The 23045-nt window shown below is 55.2% G+C and carries 23 protein-coding genes; 7 read left to right on the top strand and 16 right to left on the bottom strand.

Annotation, left to right across the window (positions count from 1 at the left end):
• Positions 1-113: 113 nt before the first annotated feature.
• A complete protein-coding gene (gene metE / locus H650_RS15215) occupies positions 114-2375 on the bottom strand; it encodes a 5-methyltetrahydropteroyltriglutamate--homocysteine S-methyltransferase (protein ID WP_020456031.1) in 2262 nt (753 codons plus the stop codon).
• A gap of 235 nt (positions 2376-2610) precedes the next feature.
• Between metE and metR the strand changes: the two genes are divergently transcribed.
• Positions 2611-3564: an HTH-type transcriptional regulator MetR gene (metR, locus tag H650_RS15210; protein ID WP_020456030.1), complete on the top strand. Its 954-nt coding sequence runs from the start codon at positions 2611-2613 to the stop codon at positions 3562-3564.
• On the opposite strand, the gene H650_RS15205 is transcribed toward metR, so the two are convergent.
• The 3 genes from H650_RS15205 to pldB all read right to left on the bottom strand — a co-directional run bounded on the left by H650_RS15205 (position 3452) and on the right by pldB (position 6274).
• Positions 3452-4351, bottom strand: a complete 900-nt coding sequence (locus tag H650_RS15205; RefSeq protein ID WP_020456029.1) for a carboxylate/amino acid/amine transporter — start codon at positions 4349-4351, stop codon at positions 3452-3454. The two genes, metR and H650_RS15205, sit on opposite strands and share 113 nt — an antisense overlap.
• 104 nt (positions 4352-4455) lie before the next feature.
• Positions 4456-5256, bottom strand: coding sequence for a sugar/pyridoxal phosphate phosphatase YigL (gene yigL, locus H650_RS15200; RefSeq protein ID WP_020456028.1), 801 nt, complete (start codon positions 5254-5256; stop codon positions 4456-4458).
• Between the two features lie 25 nt (positions 5257-5281).
• Positions 5282-6274 carry a lysophospholipase L2 gene (gene pldB, locus H650_RS15195; protein ID WP_020456027.1) on the bottom strand — a complete coding sequence of 331 codons (993 nt, stop codon included), beginning with the start codon at positions 6272-6274 and terminating at the stop codon, positions 5282-5284.
• A gap of 109 nt (positions 6275-6383) precedes the next feature.
• On the opposite strand from pldB, the gene rhtB reads away from it, so the two are divergent.
• Positions 6384-7004 (top strand): homoserine/homoserine lactone efflux protein, encoded by a 621-nt coding sequence (gene rhtB / locus H650_RS15190; protein ID WP_020456026.1) that lies wholly within the window; start codon positions 6384-6386, stop codon positions 7002-7004.
• A gap of 37 nt (positions 7005-7041) precedes the next feature.
• Here the strand turns inward: rhtB and rhtC are convergent, their stop codons facing one another.
• The 3 genes from rhtC to pldA all read right to left on the bottom strand — a co-directional run bounded on the left by rhtC (position 7042) and on the right by pldA (position 10487).
• Entirely contained in the window at positions 7042-7662 is a 621-nt protein-coding gene (gene rhtC / locus H650_RS15185) for a threonine export protein RhtC (RefSeq protein WP_020456025.1), read from the bottom strand.
• A 61-nt stretch (positions 7663-7723) separates the two neighbouring features.
• Positions 7724-9550 carry an ATP-dependent DNA helicase RecQ gene (recQ, locus tag H650_RS15180; protein ID WP_020456024.1) on the bottom strand — a complete coding sequence of 609 codons (1827 nt, stop codon included), beginning with the start codon at positions 9548-9550 and terminating at the stop codon, positions 7724-7726.
• Between the two features lie 67 nt (positions 9551-9617).
• The gene (gene pldA / locus H650_RS15175; protein ID WP_044489770.1) at positions 9618-10487 is read right to left on the bottom strand and encodes a phospholipase A; all 870 of its coding nucleotides are present in this window, start codon (positions 10485-10487) and stop codon (positions 9618-9620) included.
• Positions 10488-10646: 159 nt separating this feature from the next.
• On the opposite strand from pldA, the gene yigI reads away from it, so the two are divergent.
• The 4 genes from yigI to H650_RS15155 are packed head-to-tail and all read left to right on the top strand — an operon-like array spanning position 10647 to position 13011.
• The gene (gene yigI / locus H650_RS15170) at positions 10647-11114 is read left to right on the top strand and encodes an acyl-CoA thioesterase YigI (RefSeq protein ID WP_020456022.1); all 468 of its coding nucleotides are present in this window, start codon (positions 10647-10649) and stop codon (positions 11112-11114) included.
• A 55-nt stretch (positions 11115-11169) separates the two neighbouring features.
• On the top strand, positions 11170-12066 hold the full coding sequence (gene rarD / locus H650_RS15165; RefSeq protein ID WP_020456021.1) for an EamA family transporter RarD: 897 nt from the start codon (positions 11170-11172) through the stop codon (positions 12064-12066).
• Between the two features lie 8 nt (positions 12067-12074).
• Complete coding sequence (locus H650_RS15160; protein WP_233500434.1) at positions 12075-12626, top strand: hypothetical protein; 552 nt, start codon at positions 12075-12077, stop codon at positions 12624-12626.
• Positions 12619-13011 (top strand): DUF2628 domain-containing protein, encoded by a 393-nt coding sequence (locus H650_RS15155; RefSeq protein WP_020456020.1) that lies wholly within the window; start codon positions 12619-12621, stop codon positions 13009-13011. Before H650_RS15160 ends, H650_RS15155 begins: the two co-directional genes overlap by 8 nt.
• Positions 13012-13047: 36 nt before the next feature.
• Here the strand turns inward: H650_RS15155 and corA are convergent, their stop codons facing one another.
• From corA to lptM, 8 genes are all read right to left on the bottom strand, one after another.
• Positions 13048-13998, bottom strand: coding sequence for a magnesium/cobalt transporter CorA (gene corA, locus H650_RS15150; protein ID WP_017459737.1), 951 nt, complete (start codon positions 13996-13998; stop codon positions 13048-13050).
• Between the two features lie 154 nt (positions 13999-14152).
• Positions 14153-14209, bottom strand: a complete 57-nt coding sequence (gene ysgD / locus H650_RS26130) for a YsgD/CorL family protein (RefSeq protein ID WP_353609977.1) — start codon at positions 14207-14209, stop codon at positions 14153-14155.
• Between the two features lie 148 nt (positions 14210-14357).
• On the bottom strand, positions 14358-16520 hold the full coding sequence (uvrD, locus tag H650_RS15145; RefSeq protein WP_020456019.1) for a DNA helicase II: 2163 nt from the start codon (positions 16518-16520) through the stop codon (positions 14358-14360).
• Between the two features lie 49 nt (positions 16521-16569).
• Complete coding sequence (gene yigB, locus H650_RS15140) at positions 16570-17286, bottom strand: 5-amino-6-(5-phospho-D-ribitylamino)uracil phosphatase YigB (RefSeq protein WP_020456018.1); 717 nt, start codon at positions 17284-17286, stop codon at positions 16570-16572.
• A complete protein-coding gene (gene xerC, locus H650_RS15135; protein WP_020456017.1) occupies positions 17286-18188 on the bottom strand; it encodes a tyrosine recombinase XerC in 903 nt (300 codons plus the stop codon). The genes yigB and xerC overlap by 1 nt, the downstream gene beginning before the upstream one ends.
• Complete coding sequence (locus tag H650_RS15130) at positions 18185-18892, bottom strand: DUF484 domain-containing protein (RefSeq protein ID WP_020456016.1); 708 nt, start codon at positions 18890-18892, stop codon at positions 18185-18187. Before H650_RS15130 ends, xerC begins: the two co-directional genes overlap by 4 nt.
• The gene (dapF, locus tag H650_RS15125) at positions 18889-19713 is read right to left on the bottom strand and encodes a diaminopimelate epimerase (protein WP_020456015.1); all 825 of its coding nucleotides are present in this window, start codon (positions 19711-19713) and stop codon (positions 18889-18891) included. The genes H650_RS15130 and dapF overlap by 4 nt, the downstream gene beginning before the upstream one ends.
• 36 nt (positions 19714-19749) lie before the next feature.
• Positions 19750-19953, bottom strand: a complete 204-nt coding sequence (gene lptM, locus H650_RS15120) for an LPS translocon maturation chaperone LptM (protein WP_020456014.1) — start codon at positions 19951-19953, stop codon at positions 19750-19752.
• A gap of 137 nt (positions 19954-20090) precedes the next feature.
• Between lptM and cyaY the strand changes: the two genes are divergently transcribed.
• Positions 20091-20411, top strand: a complete 321-nt coding sequence (gene cyaY, locus H650_RS15115) for an iron donor protein CyaY (RefSeq protein WP_017459730.1) — start codon at positions 20091-20093, stop codon at positions 20409-20411.
• Between the two features lie 34 nt (positions 20412-20445).
• Here cyaY and cyaA read toward each other — a convergent pair whose 3' ends face one another.
• Positions 20446-22989 (bottom strand): class I adenylate cyclase, encoded by a 2544-nt coding sequence (gene cyaA / locus H650_RS15110; protein ID WP_020456013.1) that lies wholly within the window; start codon positions 22987-22989, stop codon positions 20446-20448.
• Positions 22990-23045 lie beyond the last annotated feature (56 nt).

Raw genomic sequence — 23045 nt, 5'->3', positions numbered from 1 at the left:
TTCGTTGCGACGATTTAAACAAGGGAGTTTGACAAAAATGTTACCGAAGCGATGTTGGCTTGTTACAGAGGAATGACGCGCCGCCGGTTTCACACCGGGCGGCGCGGTAAGACTTACTGCTGACGCAGGTTCTGCGCGGCTTTCACCATGTTCGCCAGCGCGCTACGGGTTTCCGGCCAGCCGCGGGTTTTCAGGCCGCAGTCCGGGTTCACCCACAAACGTTGTGCCGGGATACGCTGCGCGGCTTTTTGCAGCAGTGCTTCGATCCACTCGACACTCGGTACGTTCGGCGAGTGAATATCGTACACACCCGGGCCGATTTCGTTCGGGTACTCAAACTCTTCGAACGACTCCAGCAGTTCCATATCCGATCGCGAGGTTTCAATGGTAATCACATCGGCATCCAGCGCGGCGATGGAATCCATGATGTCGTTAAACTCGCAGTAACACATATGGGTATGGATCTGCGTGTCATCTTTCGCCACCGCCGCGTTGATGCGAAAAGCCTCCACGCCCCAGGCCAGATAGGCGTCCCAGTCGCTGCGACGCAGCGGCAAACCTTCGCGCAGTGCCGGTTCATCAATCTGGATAATGCCAATCCCTGCCGCTTCCAGATCCGCCACTTCATCACGCAGTGCCAGCGCAATCTGTTTGGCGATGGTTTCGCGGCTCACGTCTTCACGCGGGAACGACCAGCAAAGAATGGTCACCGGGCCGGTCAGCATCCCTTTCACCGGTTTATCGGTCAGCGACTGCGCATACTTCGCCCACTCGACGGTAATCGCTTCCGGGCGGCTGACGTCGCCGATAACCACTGGTGGTTTTACGCAGCGGGAGCCGTAGCTCTGCACCCAGCCGTTTTGTGTAAAGACGAAGCCATCCAGGTTTTCACCGAAGTACTCCACCATGTCATTACGCTCGGCTTCGCCATGCACCAGCACGTCTAAGCCCAGACGCTCCTGCTCGACAATCGCCTGTTTGATATGTTCGGCGATACCAGTGCGGTAATTACCCGCGTCGAGATTGCCTTTTTTGAAATCCAGCCGCAGGCCGCGAATCTCGGTAGTCTGCGGGAAAGAGCCGATAGTGGTGGTCGGCCAGGCAGGCAGCTTAAAGCGCTCGCGCTGGGCTTTCGCGCGCTCGGCGTACGGGCTGTTACGCTGGCTGTCCTGCGCGGTGATCGCCGCCAGACGCTGCGCTACTGCCGTGTTGTGAACGCGCGTAGAGTGGCGACGCGCCTGAATCGGGGCGCTCCATTCCACCAGTTTTTCCGTATTACCGCTGTTCAGCGCATCGCGCAGCAGCGCCAGTTCCTGGCATTTTTGCAGGGCGAAGGCGAACCAGCTTTTCACTTCCGCATCCAGACGCGTTTCAACACTCAGATCGATCGGGCTGTGCAGCAAAGAACACGAAGAGGCAACCCACAGCGGACGTTTACCGACCACTTCGTTGATTTGCGCATATTTCTCGGTGAGATCGGCGCGCCAGACGTTACGACCATTCACCAGACCGGCAGAAAGCAGCCAGTCAGCAGGCAGACGCGAGTGCAGCTCGGCCACGTTGTCCTTGCCGTGTACTAAATCAACGTGCAGCCCCTGCACCGGCAGCGCGGTGATCACATCAAGGTTCGGCGTCACACCTTCAAAATAGGTGGTCAGCAGCAGCTTTAGCTGGCCGGAAAGCGCGTCGTAAGCTGGTTTAAACGCATCCAGCCAGGCTTGTGGCAACTCCAGCACCAGCGCCGGTTCGTCGATTTGTACCCACTCAATACCGCGTTTTGCCAGCTCGCCTAGCACCTGTTTGTAGACCGACAGAATGTCGTTCAGCAGGCTTAAACGATCAAACTGTTCGCCTTTCACTTTGCCCAGCCACAGGTAAGTGACCGGGCCCAGCAGCACAGGTTTCACCTTATGGCCGAGCGCCAGCGCTTCGTCTACTTCGTCCAGCAGTTGCGTCCAGGTCAGTTTGAACTGCTGGCCTTTGCTGAACTCCGGCACCATGTAGTGGTAGTTGGTGTTGAACCATTTGGTCATTTCCGCCGCTGCCGCCGGTTCGCCGGTTGGCGCGCGGCCACGACCAATGCGGAACAGGGTGTCGATATCGACGGAACCGTCGTTGTTCTGATGACGAGCCGGCACATTGCCCAGCAGCAAGCTGGTGGTCAGAACATGGTCGTACCAGGCGAAATCGCCCACCGGCAGCAGATCGATACCGGCCTCTTTTTGCTGCTCCCAGTGGCGGGCGCGCAACTCGCGCCCTACCGCCAGCAGCTCTTCACGGGTGGAGTTACCCGCCCAGTAGCTCTCTTGCGCTTTTTTCAGCTCGCGGCGCAGGCCAACGCGAGGGAAACCGAGGGTGTGATTAAGAATTGTCATTTTTAGCCTCTTCAATTGGGTTAATCCAAAGGATTTCGGATTAAGGGAAGGCGGCAAGTTCATGAATCCCCAGGAGCTTACTGAAGTAAGTGACTGGGGTGAAAGAGCGCAGCCAACGCACCATTAATTCGAAAGACACAGGATTTTTAGACGTCCAGATGTTTACACATCCATATTGTGTAGGTACTGTATATTCCTCAAGCGCAAAATGTTCATGCCGGAGTGAAGGACTTTCATGATCGAAATTAAACACCTGAAAACGCTACAGGCGTTACGAAACAGCGGGTCGCTGGCGGCAGCGGCGGCAACGCTGCATCAAACGCAGTCCGCGCTTTCCCACCAGTTCAGCGATCTGGAACAGCGCCTTGGCTTTCGTCTGTTTGTGCGGAAAAGCCAGCCGCTGCGCTTTACGCCGCAGGGTGAAATTCTGCTGCAACTGGCAAATCAGGTGCTGCCGCAGATTAGCCGCGCGCTGCAGGCCTGCAATGAGCCGCAGCAAGCCACGCTGCGCATCGCTATTGAGTGCCATAGCTGTATTCAGTGGCTGACACCTGCGCTTGAGAACTTCCGCCAGAACTGGCCGCAAGTGGAGATGGATTTCAAATCCGGCGTCACGTTTGATCCGCAACCTGCGCTGCAACAGGGCGAGCTGGATCTGGTCATGACCTCCGACATTCTGCCGCGCAGCGGTCTGCACTATTCGCCGATGTTTGATTTTGAAGTGCGTCTGGTGCTCGCCCCCGATCATCCGCTGGCGGCGAAAGCGCGCATCACGCCGGACGATATCGCCAGCGAAACGCTGCTGATTTACCCCGTACAGCGCAGCCGCCTGGATATCTGGCGTCACTTCCTGCAACCGGCGGGCGTGAGCCCGTCGCTGAAAAGCGTTGATAATACGCTGCTGCTGATTCAGATGGTTGCCGCGCGGATGGGCATTGCGGCGCTGCCGCACTGGGTGGTGGAGAGTTTTGAGCGCCAGGGTCTGATAGTGACCAAAACCCTGGGCGAAGGATTGTGGAGCCGGCTGTACGCCGCCGTGCGCGACGGCGAGCAGCGTCAGCCGGTAACGGAAGCGTTTATTCGCTCAGCGCGGAACCACGCTTGCGACCATCTGCCTTTTGTGCGGAGCGCGGAGCGACCCAACGGCGATGCACCCACAGCGAGGCCATTATCACCGCACCACCAATAATAAAGCTCGGCCAGTGCGGTTGTTCCTGCCAGATCGCGAGGTTAACTAGTAACCCGGCGGGAACATGCACATTGTTCATGATGCCGAGCGTCCCGGCATCCACCTGCGTGGCGCCGTAGTTCCACATAAAATAACCCAACCCGGATGCCACCACGCCAAGCCACACCAGCACGCTCCATTGCAGCGTCGTGGTCGGCAATTTCTGCGGATTACCCATCACAAACCACGCCACAACGGCGACCACGAATGCGCCAAGATAAAACCAGGCGAACGCGTTGTGTTGCGGCATCGGGCGCGTCTCCATCAGGCGTTTGTAGCCGACCATACCAATGGCAAAGCTGATATTCGCCAGTTGCACCAGAATCAGACCAATCCAGAAGTGATCGCTCACTTTGTCGTAGCGAATAATCGCCGCGCCAATTACCGCCAGCCCGGCGCTCAGCGCGTAGCTCCAGCGCAGCCCGCGCTTACTGAGCAGATCGTAAATCAGGGTGACATACAGCGGTGTGAAAACGGTAAACAACAGGAATTCAGACACCGTCAGGTAGAGATACGCCTGGAAGCTGAACAGGTACATAATGCCCAGTTGCAGCGCGCCCACCAGCATGTACAGGCCAATGGTCTTGAGGTTATGCCCACGCGCACGCAGAAACGGTAAAAAGACCAGCGCCGCCAGCCCCACGCGCATCAGCACGGAGAAGTAGCTGTCGACATGGCCCGCAAGGTATTCGCCAATCAGGCTAAAAGAGAAAGCCCACAAAATAGTGGTGATGATGAGTAACGCCACAATGAATGTCTCTTCGATGAGTGGACAGGCATTGTAGCGAACTCAGTTGCGCAAAGTTTGAGTATTTAGTTGACGAGCGGTTAATTTAAAACCACTCGTCAATCTTATTCGAGGAACAGCTTACGCAGGTAATGCGGTACGGCGTTATCGGCGTTGGTGCCAATCACTTCCAGCTCCGGGTGCAGTTCTTTCAGGCGCTGGTGAGCGTTACCCATAATGCAACCTTTGCCCGCCATCGACAGCATTTCCGCGTCGTTCATGCCGTCACCAAAGGCGATGCACTCTTTCAGGCTATAACCCAGCGCGCCGGCGACCGCTTCCAGCGCATGGCCTTTCGACACGCCGCCCGCCATCACTTCCAGGCAGGTTAAGGTAGAGAAACTGACGTTCACGCGATCGCCCCAGCGGGCGTTGATGGCCTGCTCGAGCGGCAGCAGTTTTTCATGACTTTCACATGTGAAGAAGACTTTGCTGATCCCTTCCGGCTCAAGCAAACCCGGTTCATACAGCGAATACTGGAACACCGCTTCTTTAAAGAAACGCATCTCATCCGGGCGGTGGCGGTTCATGAACCACTCATCGTTGCGGTAGACGTTGGTAATGATATCCGGCTCGTTATGCACCACGCCGAACAGATCGGTGGCGATATCGCGATCCAGGTTATGGGTGAACACCAGATTGCCATCGGTGTCGTGTACCCGCGCACCGTTGGAGGTGATCATATAGGCTTTAATGCCCAGATTGTCGCGGATTTGCCCGACATCCACATGGTGGCGGCCGGTGGCGAAGACGAAGTTGACGCCGCGCGCGGTAAGCAGTTTTAACGTTTCTTTGGCAAAGGGCGACAGTGTGTGGTCGGGGGAGAGCAATGTGCCATCTAAATCAGATGCAACAACCTGGTACATAAGAAAATTTAACCTCAATAATTCATCAGTTATGCCGGTCGAAGAATTCGACGATGGCGTTGAGCGCGACCGAGCGCATGGCGTCCTTTTCAAAAAGGATCTCATGGTACGCGCCTTGTATGACCAGCGGTTTCCCCCCTTCACAAGGGTGGCCCGCTGCGGCGCGTCGTTCACAGAAGCGTTGATGCATGCGGTTATCCACCACATGCTCCTCTTCTGCCTGAATAATCAATGTCGGCGTGGCGTCTTTTTCCGCCCCCGCCAGCGCGTGTTCACCGGCGAGGATCCCTTCGCGTACCCAGTGCCAGGTGGGCCCGCCAACGCGAAGCTGCGGTTCATCGGCATAAAAACGCAAATTACGGCGATAGCGCTCGCGGCTGTGGGTTAACACGTTTATCGCGAACGGCAACGGGCGCCAGCTCCCGGTGCCAATGGCGTAACCCTCACGAAGACTCGGGTAACTTTCAGCCCAGTCCAGCAACGGGCGCACCATCCATTCAGGCAGGCGAATGATAATGCCGAACATGGGCGCGCACAGGGCAATCGCATCGCAGGCTTGCGGATAGCGCTGTAAAAACAGGGTGGAAATGGCACCACCCATCGAATGGGCAAGGATATAGCGTTTGCGCCACGGCCCGCTGGCCACTTCCTGATCCCAAAACGCCGCCAGATCGTCGACATAATCGCTGAATTTCACCACATGGCCACGATGCGTGTCCGGCAACATTCGCCCGGAACGCCCCTGGCCGCGATGATCAATAATCAACACGTCATAACCGAGGTGGAACAGGTCATACGCCAGCTCTGCGTATTTTACGTAGCTTTCGATGCGGCCGGGACAAATCACAATAACGCGGTCGTTACTTTGCGCGCGAAAACGGACAAAACTGACCGGCACATCGTCCACGCCGGTAAAGACCGCTTCTTCCCGCGAACGCCAGAAATCCATCAGCGGTCCCATGGTAAAAGCCGCGAACGCTTTTTCTCTGGTTTCCCATGTCGATTTGTGCCGAAACATTGGGATTTCGCCCCTTTTAGCCATGTAAAATCGTTTTTTTGTGACCCATAGCAAATTCCGCTGCCAATAGCGTATTGTGGCATAAAAACCGATATCCAGGGAGTTTCTCATGACCTTCGAATGGTGGTTCGCCTACCTGCTGACATCCTTAATCCTGAGCCTGTCCCCCGGCTCCGGCGCGATTAACACCATGTCCACGTCCATCAGCCACGGTTATCGCGGCGCGGCGGCGTCGATTGCCGGGCTACAAACCGGTTTAGCCATTCACATCGTGCTGGTCGGTGTCGGTTTAGGCACATTATTTTCACGCTCGGTGCTGGCCTTTGAAGTGCTGAAATGGGCGGGCGCGGCTTATCTGATTTGGCTTGGCATCCAGCAGTGGCGCGCTGCGGGCGCTATCGATCTCAATACGCTGGCAAAAACTCAAACGCGCGGGCGTTTGTTTAAACGCGCCGTATTCGTCAACCTGACCAATCCGAAGAGCATTGTTTTTCTCGCCGCACTGTTCCCGCAATTTATCGTCCCGCATCAACCGCAAGTGATGCAGTACGTGGTGCTCGGCGTCACCACCATCGTGGTGGATATCATTGTGATGATTGGCTACGCCACGCTGGCGCAGCGCATTGCGGCATGGATCAAAGGCCCGCATCAGATGAAAGCGTTGAACAAAGTGTTTGGTTCGTTGTTTATGCTGGTCGGCGCGCTGCTGGCATCGGCAAGACACGCCTGAAAAGAGAGCCGGATAGCGGCTATCCGGCGTTTATCGCTTAGCGGGAAATAATCAGGTGGATACCAAAACCGGCGAACAGTGCGCCAGCAAAACCATCAATCCACTTCGCCAAACGCTGATAACCCCGACGGATTTGCGGTAAGGCGAACAGGCTGGCGACCACGGTAAACCAGGCAAAGGTTTCCACCGCAATCAGCATAAAAATACCCCAGCGCGCGCCAGCGCCCACGCTATCTCCAACAAACAGTGAAAACACTGAGCCAAAGTAAATGATCGCTTTCGGGTTAGCGAGATTGGTCAGTAACCCTTTGATAAAGCTGCGTCCGCTGGCGGCCAGCTCAACCTGCGGCGCATCGCTGCTTTGCGGCCCTTTCTTCAGCGCGCCGCGCAACATCTGGTAGCCCATCCAGCATAAATACAGGCCGCCGCCGACCATAATGATGTTATGCAGCCACGCCATTTTTGCGAGGATCAGGTTCAGGCCGAGCAGTGCCACGCCGGCCCAAATCATGACGCCGGTGGTGATACCGAGCACGCCCATCATCGCTTCTTTGCGCGAGCGGCTGACGGCGGTTTGTGAAACGAAGAAGAAATCGGGGCCGGGGCTCATCAGTGCGACGATATGCACCAGCGCCACGGTGAGAAATAACATCAACATAGATAACTCGCGGGAAAATAGTTCAGGGGGAAACCATCCTCCCATTTTTTTCGCAGGCTGACTACTCTTCTTCGCCGTCAACATGCGCGCGAATCAACGCCATGAACTCCTGGCCGAAGCGTTCAAGTTTGCGCGTCCCCACCCCGTTGACGCTGAGCATCTCACCGGGAGAGAGCGGCATCTGTTCGGCCATTTCAATCAGTGTGGCGTCGTTAAAGACCACGTACGGCGGAATGTTCTCTTCATCGGCAATCGCTTTACGCAACTTGCGCAGCTTGGCGAACAGCTTGCGGTCGTAATTGCCAACCGCCGCTTTCTGCATCACTTTTGGTTTCAGCGCCACCATACGCGGCACCGCCAGCATCAACGGGACTTCACCGCGCAGCAGCGAACGCGCCGCTTCGGTGAGTTGCAATGCCGAGTGCTGAGCAATGTTTTGTGTGGCGAAGCCTAAGTGAATCAGTTGGCGGATCACGCTCACCCAATGTTCGTGGCTCTGCTCGCGACCAATTCCATACACCGGTAATTTGTCGTGACCAAACTCGCGGATGCGCTGATTGTTCGCCCCGCGCAGCACTTCCACCACATAGCCCATACCGAAACGCTGATTCACGCGGTAAATAGCCGACAGCGCTTTTTGCGCGTCCTGCAATCCGTCGTACTGGCGCGGCGGATCGAGGCAAATATCGCAGTTACCGCAGGGCTCCTGGCGACCTTCGCCAAAGTAGTTCAGCAGCACCAGACGGCGGCAGGTTTGCGCTTCGGCAAAGGCGCCCATCGCATTGAGCTTGTGTCGTTCGATATCCTGCAACGGCCCGGCGGGCTTCTCTTCCAGGCAGCGGCGCAGCCACGCCATATCCGCCGGATCGTAAAACAGCATCGCTTCCGCAGGCAGGCCGTCACGCCCGGCGCGACCGGTTTCCTGATAATAGGATTCGATATTGCGCGGAATGTCGAAATGCACCACGAAGCGCACGTTGGGCTTATTGATGCCCATACCAAACGCCACCGTCGCCACGACAATTTGCAGGTCGTCGCGCTGGAACTGTTCCTGTACGCGCGCCCGCACCTCGTTTTCCAGCCCGGCATGGTAAGCCGCCGCGCTAAAACCACGGCTTTGCAAACGGGCGGCGGTGTCTTCCACTTTCGCCCGGCTGTTGCAATACACGATGCCGCACTTGCCGCGCTGCTCCTGCACATAACGCAGTAGCTGATCGAGCGGCTTAAATTTTTCCATCAGCATGTAGCGAATGTTCGGGCGGTCAAAGCTGCTGACCTGAATCAGCGGATCGTGAAGCCCCAGCAAACGCTCGATATCGCGGCGGGTTGTGTCATCGGCGGTGGCGGTAAGCGCCATAAACGGCACGGAAGGCAGCATCTGGCGTAACTGGCCCAGCGCGGCGTATTCCGGGCGGAAATCATGGCCCCACTGGGAAATACAGTGCGCTTCGTCCACGGCCAGCAGCACCGGATTCCACTGGCGCAGCTGATCGAGGAAGTTGTCGAGCATCAGGCGCTCGGGAGCGATATAAAGCAGGCGAATCTGGCCGTTGCGACAGCCGTTGATCACCTCAAACTGCTGTTCGCGGCTCTGGGTAGAGTTCAGGCATGCTGCTGCAACACCGTTTGCCAGTAGCTGATCGACCTGATCTTTCATCAGCGAGATAAGCGGTGAAACCACCACCGTCAGGCCATCTAATACCAGCGCCGGAATTTGGTAACACAGGGATTTCCCGCCGCCGGTCGGCATCACCACCAGGCAGTCGCGGCCGCTGAGCACGGTGTCGATAATATCCTGCTGGCCCGGGCGGAATTGCTGGTAGCCGAAGGTCTCTTGCAAAACCTGTTTCGCCAGCGATTCCTGATTCAATACTTCCGCCTGTGCCACTCTGACCCCATTTGCCTGAAATAAAAACAGGCGCTATTTTCAGCGCCTGAGAGAGAAACTGCAACGCTTAAAACAGATCGTTAAGCATCACGCCCACGCCGACACGTGTCTGATTGAAATTGTAGTCAATCAACGATTCGCCGTACCCGCTGTAGACCTGCGTATAAAGACGTACGTGTTTAGTCACTGGGTAGCTTAGACCGAGTTCCGCGCCGCCGTAACCGGTATTCCAGTTATATTGTCCTTTTGCGCTGAGGATCGCATCGCCCAGCTGGTAGCCAATTTTCAGCTGGTAATAACCCATATATTTGGTGATATCCGGGTTGTCATCAACCGATCCCACCACATACCAGGGTTTGACTTCCACCAACCAGTTGCCGCTTTGCGCCATTAAGCGCGTATAGGCGCGGTTCCAGCTGCGTGAAGTCGGGTCGGAACGTCCGTTCGAATCGTGGTTAAAGCCAAATTCCACGTCGCGCAGCGTCCAGCCAGCAAATTCGTAATCGGTGGCGAAACCAAGGAACAGTTGCGGTTCGTAGTTGGTTTCACGGAATGGAGAAGACTCTCCGCTGTTTGACAACTGCCACCAGGATTTTTGCGTGTAGGAACCACCGAACACCGAGTTTGGCCCCAGAATCCCGCGCCAGAGAGGGAACGCCAGGCTGAGCTGGAACTTCACTTCATCTTTGCGCGCATTATCCGCCCAGTTATAGGAGCGAATCGCTTCTTTGTTCAGATCGCTGGTATCGGTGTAGATAACGTAGTTGGATTCATAAGGGTAGAGCGTGAACGGATTGTCGTGCTCCTGCAATAAATTGGCGATGATGCTGCCGCGCACGGCAGGTGCATCATGAACTTCTTTTACCGTCGCTTCTTGTGCGTAAGCCATAAACGGCAGTGCAAGCACTGCGAAAAACCAACCCAGAGAGGTCCGCATCGGTTTGCTGCTCCAAATCATATTGTTGAATTGACGAATTTCCCCGCAAGTATTCTACATATTTATTGAGTCACTGCTCATGTATCGGTTCCGAAAGTGGAAATCAACAATCGATAAGCATAAAATCAACATTTCATTAACTCATCGGATCAGATAGCCATGTCAGTTGTTCTCACAGCGGAAGAAGTCCTGAAAACGGTCGGCGAGATATTCGTGTACCACATGCCGTTTAATCGTGCGTTAGGGCTGGAGCTGGAGCGCTATGAAAAAGAGTACGCGCAGCTGAGTTTCACTAACCAGCCTATGATGGTCGGCAACTGGGCGCAAAGCATTTTACACGGCGGCGTGATTGCCTCCGCGCTGGATGTCGCCGCGGGTCTGGTTTGCGTGGGCAGCACGTTAACCCGCCATGAAACCATTAGCGAAGAGGAGCTGCGCCAGCGTTTAGCACGGATGGGCACGATCGATTTACGCGTCGATTACCTGCGACCGGGTCGCGGCACGCGCTTTACCGCCAGTAGCAGCTTGCTGCGCGCGGGTAATAAAGTTGCCGTCGCGCGCGTAGAGCTGCACAACGAAGAACAGCTCTACATCGCCAGCGCGACCGCCACCTATATGGTGGGGTGAGCCGGTCAGAAAAATCGGGTACCATGAGGATTCATTTCAGCTACGAGCTTTCCCGATGGATGCAAAACAGACGCGGCTGGGCGTGCTTCTTGCCCTGGCCGCATATTTTATTTGGGGCGTTGCCCCGGCTTACTTCAAAACGATCTGGTTCGTTCCGGCCGACGAAATTCTTACACATCGCGTGATCTGGTCCTTCTTCTTTATGCTGGCGTTGATTAGCGTTAGCCGCCAGTGGAGCAGCGTGAAAGCCCTGCTGCAAACGCCGAAAAAGATCCTGCTGCTGGCGCTCTCTGCGGTACTGGTAGGGGGAAACTGGTTGTTGTTTATCTGGGCGGTAAACCATAACCATATGCTGGAAGCGAGCCTGGGCTACTTTATTAACCCGCTGGTGAATATTCTGCTGGGGATGCTGTTTTTGGGCGAACGTTTTCGCCGCATGCAGTGGCTGGCGGTGCTGCTGGCGGCGATCGGTGTGCTGGTACAACTGTGGACATTTGGTTCGCTGCCGATAATCGCGCTTGGCCTGGCCTTCAGCTTTGCTTTTTACGGCCTGCTGCGCAAAAAGATTGCGGTGGAGGCACAAACCGGCATGTTGATAGAAACGCTGTGGCTGCTGCCGGTAGCGGCGATTTGGTTGTTCGGCATTACCGACAGCCCGACCAGCCATATGGGGCAAAACAGTCTGTCGCTTAATCTGCTTTTAATGGCCGCAGGTGTCGTAACCACGGTGCCGCTACTCTGTTTTACCGGTGCGGCAACGCGTCTGCGCCTGTCGACGCTCGGCTTCTTCCAGTACATCGGCCCGACATTGATGTTCGTGCTGGCGGTGCTTTTTTACGGCGAGCATCCCGGTGCGGATAAAATGGTGACCTTCGGCTTTATCTGGGTTGCGCTGGCTATCTTTGTCCTCGACGCGGTTTATACGCAGCGCGGGTTACGCAAAAAAGCCTGATTAAACACATGGGCGGAATAGCCGCCCAATACCTACAAAAATTTAGAGGTAAGGATTTACCCAATCGCGTAATGCGCAATGGAATGCTATGTTTGCCCCTTCGTCATTACGTTATTCAGGATGAATCAGCGATGATCCGCAGGATTTTTTTGCCATCGGGCAAAACGTGCCTCGCGCGTGGGCCGTATATCCTTATATTTTTACTTCTGCATATTCTCTTTTTAGTTGTCGCCTTTAATGTGGCCGAACTGCCTGTTCTGCCACTGGTGTGCTTTCTGCTTTACACCTATTTAAAGCTAAATATTAACGCGCAACGCTGCAGAGATAGCGGTGCCAAAGGCCGCTATGTGGTCATTTTTTCATTGCTGGTCTACCTGGCCTCGCTGGCGGTTGCCGCCACCGGTGTTGTCAGCGATGTAGAGTGCGTGAGCTTAGGTATCAGAATCTATTTCGGTTACGACGTGCTGGTATTTTTCGTCTTTATGCTCGCACCGACGCAGTTAAAGCAACAAATTAATTCGACGGACCACGTGTCTATTTCAGGAGGGGAAAATGAGTAACATCAACACTTATGATTATAAAAGCGACCATTCATTAAGCGACAAATGGAAGTATCGTTTCGCATTCTATGAGAAGAATGGCTACCCCTCTTTTTGGGGGATGAGCCCGGCATGGAAAAACGCCTATAAAGAAATGACTTTCGGGCAGAAGATAAAAGTCTCTTTCAATTTCTTCGCCTGGTTTTTTTCTATTATCTATTTGCTGATCCTTGGTTTATGGAAGAAAGCCCTGTTAGTTTTAGTTATCAACATAGTCGTTATCGTGGTTGCGGTTATTTTTAACATTGGCTTCCTGGGTTATATGGTCAACGCCATCATCGCCTGTCGGGCCAACATTTGGTATTACGATCTAAAAGTGAAGGGCAAACAGGACTGGAGCCTGTAATAAAAAAGGTTCAGCGTGATGCTGAACCTTTTTATTTTATAGCCAGTTACGGCGCTTGAAGTAGAGATAAGGCGCGAGCCCCGCGAGGATCATAAAGATGATTGCGCCAGGGTAGCCAAAGCTCCAGTGCAGTTCGGGCATAAATTCAAAGTTCATGCCGTAACTGGAAGCCACCAGCGTCGGCGGCAGGAACACGACCGATACCACCGAGAAGATCTTGATGATGCGGTTCTGCTCGATATTGATAAAGCCCATCGCCGCTTGCATCAGGAAGTTCACTTTCTGGAACAACGATTCGTTGTGCGGCAGCAGGGATTCGATATCGCGCAGGATCTCGCGCGCCTGCTCAAGCTGACCGGCCGGTAAACGCGCCTTACGCACCAGGAAGTTCAACGCGCGCTGGGTATCCATCAGACACAGGCGCACCTTCCAGCCGATATCTTCCTGTTCCGCCAGCGTCGAGAGCGCGTCGTCATACTCGTCGCCCTGCTGGCCTTCCATAATGACGCGGCTCAGCTTTTCCAGATCGCTGTAAATGTTTTCGATTTCATCCGCCAGTTGCTCAATTTTGGTTTCGAACAGATCCAGCAGCAGTTCATAAGCGTTACCGTCGACCATCTCCTGGCTGCGGGCGCGCATACGGTACAGGCGAAACGCAGGCAGCTCGCGCTCACGCAGGGTGAACAGGCGACCTTCGCGGATGGTAAATGCTACGGTTGAGTTGCCTGCATGATCTTCAGCATCTTCAAAAAAGAAGAAGGAGTGGATGTGCAGGCCGTCTTCGTCTTCAAAAAAACGCGCCGACGCCTCAATGTCTTCCAGTTCAGGTCGGGTGGCCAGGTTCTGGCCCAATTCCGTTTGCACGCGGGTACGTTCTTCATCGTCCGGCTCGACCAAATCAACCCAAACAGAGCTGGCGAGATGTTTGATTTCGTCAGCCTCAAGGCGGGTTAAACGATTGTTTTCCAGTTGAAATGCGCTCAGCATAGCCGGGACTCCCAATGCAAAAAATATCGGACAGTTCGGTGGGCACACAGAGAAACAAATTGGGTTTCAGACCATTAAACAGCCTGACTCAGCGCGACGGGGAATACAGCGGGTCGCTGACAACCTCTAAGGCCATCAGCATGAGGAGATAGCCTTAGGAGTTGTTCCTGAAAACCAGGAAATTGAGCCAGTATCTACTGGGTGTGTCCAAGGCGAATGTCCTCTTAGCGTGATCGTGCGCGCATGTTACGCCAGCACTCAGAAGGCGTCAACACGCAACGAAACGCTAAAGAGCAATATTTGCCCTTCAGCGTATAAGGCTAGCAGAATATTACAAAATAATGATATTTTTCTGAAAGTTACACGGTTTCGAGCTTGGCGTAAGCCGCCACCAGCCATTTAATACCTTGCCCCTGGAAAGCCACCTGCAAACGGCTGTGCTCACCGCTGCCTTCCATGTTCACCACCGTGCCTTCGCCAAATTTGGCATGGCGCACGCGCTGGCCAAGTTTATAGCCGGTATCGCTTTGCGCCACCGGCGTACCCATGCGTTGATGGCTAACCGGGCGGCTGATGCTGGCGCGCAAACGTACCTCTTCAACACACTCTTCAGGCAACTCGCCAATAAAGCGCGACGGGCGGTGATACACCTCTTTACCGTACAACCGACGTGTTTCCGCATAGGTTAAGGTCAGTTTTTGCATCGCGCGCGTCACGCCGACATACGCCAGACGGCGCTCCTCTTCCAGGCGGCCGCCTTCATCCAGCGACATCTGGCTGGGGAACATGCCCTCTTCCATGCCAACGATAAACACCTGCGGGAACTCCAGCCCTTTCGCCGAGTGCAGCGTCATTAACTGCACCGCATCCTGCCAGGTATCCGCCTGCCCTTCGCCCGCTTCCAGTGCGGCGTGGGAGAGAAATGCCTGCAGCGGCATTAAATCTTCGTCTTCTTCGTTGTAGCTGAACTGGCGCGTCGCGGTGACCAGTTCCTCTAAGTTCTCGATACGCGTCTGGCCTTTTTCGCCTTTTTCCTGCTCGTACATCATGCGCAGGCCGGAATCGCTGATCACCCGGTCGGTTTGCACATGCAACGGCATATCCGCCGTTTCCTGTGCCAGCGCGTCAATCAGTTCCAGGAAACGTTGCAGCGCGCTCGCCGCGCGGCCCGCCAGCGCTTTCTCCTGTAACAACTCACGCGTCGCCTGCCATAACGTCAACTGGCGATCGCGCGAGGTTTGGCGCACCACGTCCAGCGTACGGTCGCCGATGCCGCGCGTTGGCGTATTCACCACGCGCTCAAAAGCGGCATCATCGTTGCGGTTGGCGATCAGGCGCAGGTAGGAGAGCGCATCTTTAATTTCCTGACGTTCGAAGAATCGCATACCGCCATAAATCCGGTACGGCATGCTGGCTTGCAGCAGCGCCTCTTCCAGCACGCGCGACTGGGCGTTGCTGCGATAGAGAATGGCGCACTGCGAAAGCTGGCCGCCGTTATCCTGCCAGGCTTTGATACGGTTGACGACATAACGCGCTTCATCCAGTTCGTTAAAGGCGCAGTAGAGTGAAATCAGCTCGCCATCGACGCCATCGGTCCACAGTTTTTTACCCAGGCGCCCGTTGTTGTTCTCAATCAGGGCGTTCGCCGCGCTGAGAATATTGCTGGTCGAACGGTAGTTTTGCTCCAGGCGGATCGTCTGGGCGCCGGGGAAGTCTTTCAGGAAGCGCTGGATGTTTTCCACCTGCGCACCGCGCCAGCCGTAAATGGACTGATCATCGTCGCCGACGATCATCACTTTGCCGGTATCGCCCGCCAGCAGGCGGATCCACGCGTATTGAATGTTGTTGGTATCCTGGAATTCGTCCACCAGGATATTGGTAAAGCGTTCGCGGTAGTGCTGCAAAATATGCGGCTTGTTGAGCCACAACTCATGGGCGCGCAGCAGCAGCTCGGCGAAATCGACCAGCCCGGCGCGATCGCAGGCTTCCTGGTAGGCCTGGTAAACTTTCTGCCAGGTCTGTTCCACCGGGTTACCGAAACTTTGAATATGGTGCGGACGAATGCCTTCGTCTTTCTGGCCGTTGATGTACCACATCGCCTGGCGCGGCGACCATTGCTTCTCGTCGAGGTTCATCGCTTTGATCAGACGCTTGAGCAAACGCAGCTGATCTTCGCTGTCGAGGATCTGGAAATCCTGCGGCAGGTTGGCGTCCATATGGTGCGCGCGCAGCAAACGGTGCGCGAGGCCGTGGAACGTGCCAACCCACATCCCGCCCTGCGAAGTGCCCATCAACTGGCCGATACGGTGGCGCATTTCCGCCGCCGCTTTGTTGGTGAAAGTCACCGCCATAATGGAGTATGGCGAGCAGTTTTCCACGGTCATCAGCCAGGCGATACGGTGTACCAGTACGCGCGTCTTACCGCTCCCCGCCCCTGCCAGCACCAGCATATTGCTGCGCTCGGCGGCTACGGCGTCGCGCTGTTTGTCATTGAGGCTGTCGAGCAGATAAGAAACGTCCATTGGCACCGCCGCGAAATATTACTGGGAATTTATACAGAACAGCTGGTGATTATATCAGCGTAGTGAGGGATGCCAACCGCGAAATTTCCACATGCGGCAGTAACCGGCTGTCGCTGGCTTGCAGCAGATCTGCGCCTTCCGGTTTGATCCAACAAGCCTGCATGCCGCAGCGCACCGCGCCGGCAACGTCGGTGGTCAGATCATCACCCACATGCAGGATATCGCCAATCGCCACACCGAGACGCTCAGCCGCCAGATGATACATATCGCTAAAGGGTTTTGCGCGACCGTCCGGCCCGGCACGCAACACGAATTCAAAGTAGTCGCCCAGGCCGAACAACTCCGGTTGCGCGTTACCGTTGGTGATCGCCACCAGCGGCCACTTTTTGCCGAGCTTCGTCAATGTGTCGTGGGTTTCCTCTGGCACATCAATGCGGCTGCGCCATTTGGCAAAATTGACCATCGAAGCATTTGCACCGGCGGCGGCTTCTTCTACGGTCAGACCGGCATCCAGCATCGCGCGTTCAACGGAACGCCGGCGCCACTCGGTGACATCGTGGTAAATATCCGGTTCAGTTTCCCGCAGCGACTGGCGCAGACGATGGAATTCACTGTTTTCCAGATTGCTTAACGCCGGGTGATAACGCTGCACAAACGCCAGCGCTTCCTGTTCTGTGCGCTGGATAACCAACCGGTTGTCGTAAAGGGTGTCGTCCAGGTCGAAGGTGATCGCAGAGATCTGACCTAATGGGCGGTAAAAACGCATTATTTCCCCCGTTTGGCGCGCGGGTGCGCCGCATCGTATACCGAAGCAAGGTGTTGAAAATCAAGATGAGTATATATCTGAGTGGTGGACAGATTAGCGTGACCGAGCAGCTCCTGCACACCGCGCAGATCGCCGCTCGATTCGAGCATATGGGTGGCGAAAGAGTGGCGCAGCTTATGAGGATGCACGTGGCTGTTCAACCCTTGCTTAATGCCCCACTCAGCGAAGCGCTTTTGCACATTACGCGCGGAAATACGTTTGCCGAGCTTCGACAGAAACAGCGCATCGTCTTGTGCGCCGAACAGACCGCGTAAATCAAGCCAGTGCTCAATCCAGACGACCGCGTTGCGGCCAATCGGCAAACGACGTTCTTTACTGCCTTTGCCCAGCACCCACACTTCGCCGCTTTCCAGATCCAGATGTTTAATATCCAGATTCACCAGTTCAGACAAACGCAGACCCGCGCCATACATTACTTCAAGCATCGCGCGATCGCGCACGGCGAGCGGATCATTCAGATCGATATCCAGCAGCCGGTTAACATCATCAACGTCGATGTTTTTCGGCAAATGGCGTGGCGCTTTTGGCGCGGAAATGCCTTTTGCCGGGTTTGCGGGTAACTCGCCCTGGCTGACCATCCAGTCAAAGAAACTGCGCAGCGCCGAGAGCCGCAGCGCCAGGCTCGCGGCCCCCAGCCCTTTGCGTCGGCTGCGCACGGCAATGGCGCGCACCATCGCAGCATCACATTGTTGCCAGCTTTTCAGACCCGTTTCTTCGGTCAAAGCAATAATGGCATCAAGCTGACGCTGATAATTTAAAAGCGTGACAGGACTGAGCTGGCGTTCAACGCCCAGGTAGCGCAGAAAACGGGTGACGAACGAAAACAGCGGAGAATCGGTCATACGCGCTCAATCCAGCGCTCCAGCAGATCCGGCAGCATCTGCGCGATCTCTTCCAGCAACTGCGTGCCTTGTCCCTGTTGATAATGGTGAACGTCGCGACTGCTGAACAACACAACGCCCAGCGCGCCATCCTGCCCCATCAGCGACATCGCGACGGAGCCAATCGCTTTCGCTTCCGGCAACAGCAGCAGTAACTCCGGCCCGTTTAGCGGCCCAAGATAGTGATGCTGCTGGCCAAGGCGCTGGATACGCAGCGGTTCAAACGCCTGTCGGGAGAGCGCAAGATGGGTAAATTTCGACGGCGCGCCAAGACGCCAGCGATCGGGAAACAGGCGGATAGTGGCGCCAGCCAGCCCTAAATCACGCGCCCAGCGATGGAAACGGTTGAGCATTTCGTCAAGGCTCGGCGCAGACGCCAGCCGTCCCTGTAAACGCAGCAGACGATAAAACAGACCTTCGTTAGCGCTGGCCTGCTCCATCAACAGCGTCATGTTCTCTTCCAGCGCATTGATGTGATTGCGCGAACGCGCCATGTGCCATTCCACCAGTGAAACGGTGTCGCGCACCGCATGCGGTACGCGCATCTGTTCCACCAGCCGTGCATTGCGGATAAAGAAATCAGGGTTACGCAGCAGATAATCAACGACATCGCTGTCATCCAGCTGTGTAAAGGTGTCCTGTAGTTCTTCCCCTGGCTGCTTCATAACTGAATAAACCCGTCGTAGACATGTGCCGCCGGGCCAGTCATATACAGTGGTTGGCCCGGGCCTTTCCATGCGATATCAAGTCGACCGCCTGGTAATTCCACGCGAACATTTTCCGCCAGCAACCCCTGCGAGATACCGACAGCAACCGCTGCGCAAGCACCGCTGCCGCAGGCCTGGGTTTCCCCGGCGCCGCGCTCATAAACGCGCAGGCGAATGGTGTCCGGTTTAACGACTTGCATAAAGCCGATGTTCGCACGCTCAGGAAAACGTTCGTGGCTTTCCAGAACCGGCCCCAGCGTTTCAACGGGGGCAGTGTTGACGTCGTCCACCTGAATCACGCAGTGCGGGTTGCCCATTGAGACAACGCCGCACAATACTGTTTGCTCTGCCGCGCGCATAATATAGGTCTTTTCCGCTTTGTTGGCGCGAAATGGCACCTGCGACGGTTCAAAGTTCGGCTCACCCATATTCACGCGAACCAGCTCATCTTCCGTTACGCTCAATACCATACGACCGTTTGCCGTACTGACGCGGATATCACGTTTATTGGTCAACCCTTTCAGGCGAACAAAACGGGCGAAGCAGCGCGCGCCGTTGCCGCACTGCGACACTTCGCTGCCATCGGCATTAAAGATCCGATAGTGAAAATCAAGTTCAGGATCGTAGGGAGGCTCAACCACCAGCAACTGGTCGAACCCTACGCCAAGATGGCGATCCGCCAGACGACGGATCAGCTCCGGGGAAAAAAAGACATTCTGCGTTACCGCGTCGACGACCATAAAATCGTTGCCAAGGCCATGCATTTTTGAGAACTGCATCATCTACTCCATTTGCGCGGATACAGAACGGTAACGTCAGTAATTCACCTGCGTCGGCGAGCCGTCATCACCACGATCGTTTTTATCCGGCGTGGCCGGCTGAATCGTGCTGGTTTGCGTTTTGGTTGGCGGCGGCGCGTTTTTATCTGCGGGCGGGAAGTAGAGTGGGCCTTTCAGACCACAGCCCGTCAGGCTAAACAGAGTCAGCAGTACGGCCAGCGTGCGAAACACATCTTTCATTATAAGTTGCCTGTAAGTTCGTTCTTTCTGCTTTCTATCATCGCAGGAGAAGACACAAAAGCAAGAGTTTGCGCGTTTAGGGCATCGGGAAATGTTTCGCGTTATACTGCTGCCATCATAAAAAACGGGATAAGAGAATGAACGACAGTGAATTTCATCGCCTCGCAGACGGCCTGTGGCTGACCATCGAAGAACGCCTGGATGACTGGGACGGCGACAGTGATATCGACTGCGAGATCAACGGCGGCGTGCTGACCATCAGCTTTGAAAACGGCAGCAAAATCATTATTAACCGCCAGGAACCGCTACACCAGGTCTGGCTGGCAACCAAACAGGGCGGCTACCATTTTGACCTGAAAGGCGACGAATGGGTGTGCGACCGCAGCGGTGAGACGTTCTGGGATCTGCTGGAACAAGCGGCGAGCCAACAGGCGGGAGAAACCGTCAGCTTCCGCTGACATTCATTGCCCGGTAACATGCCGGGCAAATCGCTTAAGAGAAATACTGCTGCAACAACGGCGCATCGTTATCCTGATTTGCCGGCGTCGCGGTGCTAATCGCCTGATTACGGAACGGAATCACCTGCGCGCGACCTTCAACATTCACAATCTGGTAGAACTGCGGCAAGTTGAAGTTGATAAAGCTCGAACCGTAAGTAAAGCGATCGTGAGATGAAGAATAGAAACGGCTGACATCACGCACCAGCTCTTCTTTGCTGCCTTCGCAGTGGTGATAGACTTCCGCGCGGTTGCTCTCATCCAGAATATAGATGTTAAAGCCCTCTTCGCCGGTCTCTTCAAAGAAGAATTGAATAATCCCTTCGCTGGCAAAACCATCTACCACCGCAGGTAACTCAACGTGATTGGTTTCCACCTGCACCGAAAGGCCATGCAGCTTGTTGTGAGAAATCGCGCCGTAAAACTCAATCGCGTTTTCCAGTTTCTGCACCGAGACATTGAGGCGTTCAAAAAACAGCCCCCAGGTTTGCCCGGCAACACGCAACGCTTTGAAACGCCCGGTTTCCTGGCGCGTGCTGGAGAGGCGCAGCTCAACGCATTCTGACACCAGTTGCTGTACACGGGTGCGAATAAGACCACGTAAATGCTGGCTGTAGCAGAACACTTCAACGCTATCCGGCGGCGCGGCGTCCTGATGCATTTTACCCAGAATGGTTTTCAGCGCTTCGATCATCGCCTGCTCGCCGTTGAAATGCAGGGTTCGCACTTCATTCCACGAGTTACGATAGAGCAAATCTACGCTGCCAACGAGGCAATTTTGCTGTTCGCCGAAGCTGAACACATCAAGTTTGCGGAAATCAAAATGCACCACCTGGTTACGGAACGCCGCGGTTGGGTCGTACTCCAGGTTAACAATGATCGCCAGGTGACGGATTTCACAAGGGCTGTAGAGCGCTTTTGGCGTCGGGGCAGGCAGCCGCAGCGGGAAGTGGTGGGAAACATCCGCCACCATCTCCTGCAACTTCGGCAAATCAACAATGCCGTTGCCTTTAATAAACAGGTGCGTACGTGAAGTCAGCAGACCGTTAAACCACGCCCAGGCGACCAGCTTATTAAGGTAGCGGTTATATTCCAGCGGCTGATGGCTGACGATCGAATCCATATTTGGCGCGCGGTTGTAAAGATACCAACCTGTACGGTTGGCACGGCCCGGCGGCACATGAATAAAGGTTAAATTCGGTTCGGAGAGATCCGGTGAAATTTGCGGGTTCACCAGCGTTACTTTACCCGGCAGCGCTTCAAATGCCGCGTACAGTTTACGGGTTAATACGCCGATATCCTGCGGGCTGGCGGAAACGCTCAGATTGTTGCGACGCGCAAAGCGAATCAGGTTGCGGTAACTCTGCATCATCGCGTCGAGCAGTTCGTTGTGCGCTTCGCGTACCTGATCGATTTTCCAGTTTGCGCGGTTATCCAGCATCGCTACACGCGTGTCATCCCAGCCCCACTCTTTTACCAGCTGCGAAATCACTTCGCGACGCCAGCCAACGCAGGCGCGCTCGCGGCTCAGTTTCTCGCAGACTTTTAAATAGAAACATCGGCGAGCAAGATCGAGACGTGCGGTGTCTTCAATCGCGATCAGGTATTCCGTCACGCGCTCCAGCATCATGCAGTAGTGATCGAGACCAAACGAGACAATCTCGCCATCATGCAAACGCTGTTTGATATCTTTCGCCAACAGACGCGTGTTGGGGTATTCCCAGGAATAAGCTTCCAGCAGCAGCGTTTTCAACACTGCTTTGTACGGTGAATCAATACTTTTATAGAGCTGCCACAAGCTGGCACCGAAGTACTCTTCCGCCGAAAGCGAGCTCAGCCCCCCCAGATCCAGCCATTCGTTCGGCGTTAAAACGCCCTGCGCATAGAGCGTCATAACGTAGTCGTCGTAATGCTCTTCTTCGTCTCCCGGCACCATATTCCACAGAATACGTTTACCGGCCAGGCGTACGGCGGTGCGGTAAAATTCGTCAAGCAACAGGATATGCTGCGTTGAACCGCAGTCCTCACCACCGAGACTGCCGCTTTCATTGTGGCGGAAACGGTTTTCATCAATCAGGAAGAAGCTCACTTCCACGCCGAGCGAGGCCGCCCAGCTCTCCAGCAGGCTGCACTTACGTTGCAGCAGCTGGCGCTCTTCATTATCGAGCCAGGATTGATGGCAGACCCAGATATCCAGGTCCGAGGAACAGCTTTGCCCAACCGATGAGGTACTGCCCATAGAATAGACGCCAGTGATCGGCAGTTCGCCTTTTGGCGACGCCTGCGGCGGCATACCACGGTGCATCTCAAGTTCGTTCAGGTAGTGAAGTTGGTTTTCATCAGGCGTGTAAAAGCAAATGCCCTGGGGAACGTTACCTTCAAGGTAACCCGGCATCAGCGGATGGTGGTAATGCAACAATGTAGGCAGCAGACTGTAAACCTGCTGGAAAGCAGGCCCCATGGCAGCAAGCGCGCGATCCACACGCAATTGATTGATGGCATCCAGTCTCTGTTTCAGAGTCTCAATATAGAGGTACAAGACATATCGCCTGATGTTTACAGAAAATCCAAAATAACCGTCACCTTTTTTCGCCC

It is taken from the genome of Enterobacter sp. R4-368, from assembly GCF_000410515.1.
In the GTDB taxonomy this organism is placed as follows: Bacteria; Pseudomonadota; Gammaproteobacteria; order Enterobacterales; family Enterobacteriaceae; genus Kosakonia.
Note: the sequence above shows the minus strand (reverse complement) of the source record. Positions and strands in the feature narration are given on the sequence as shown.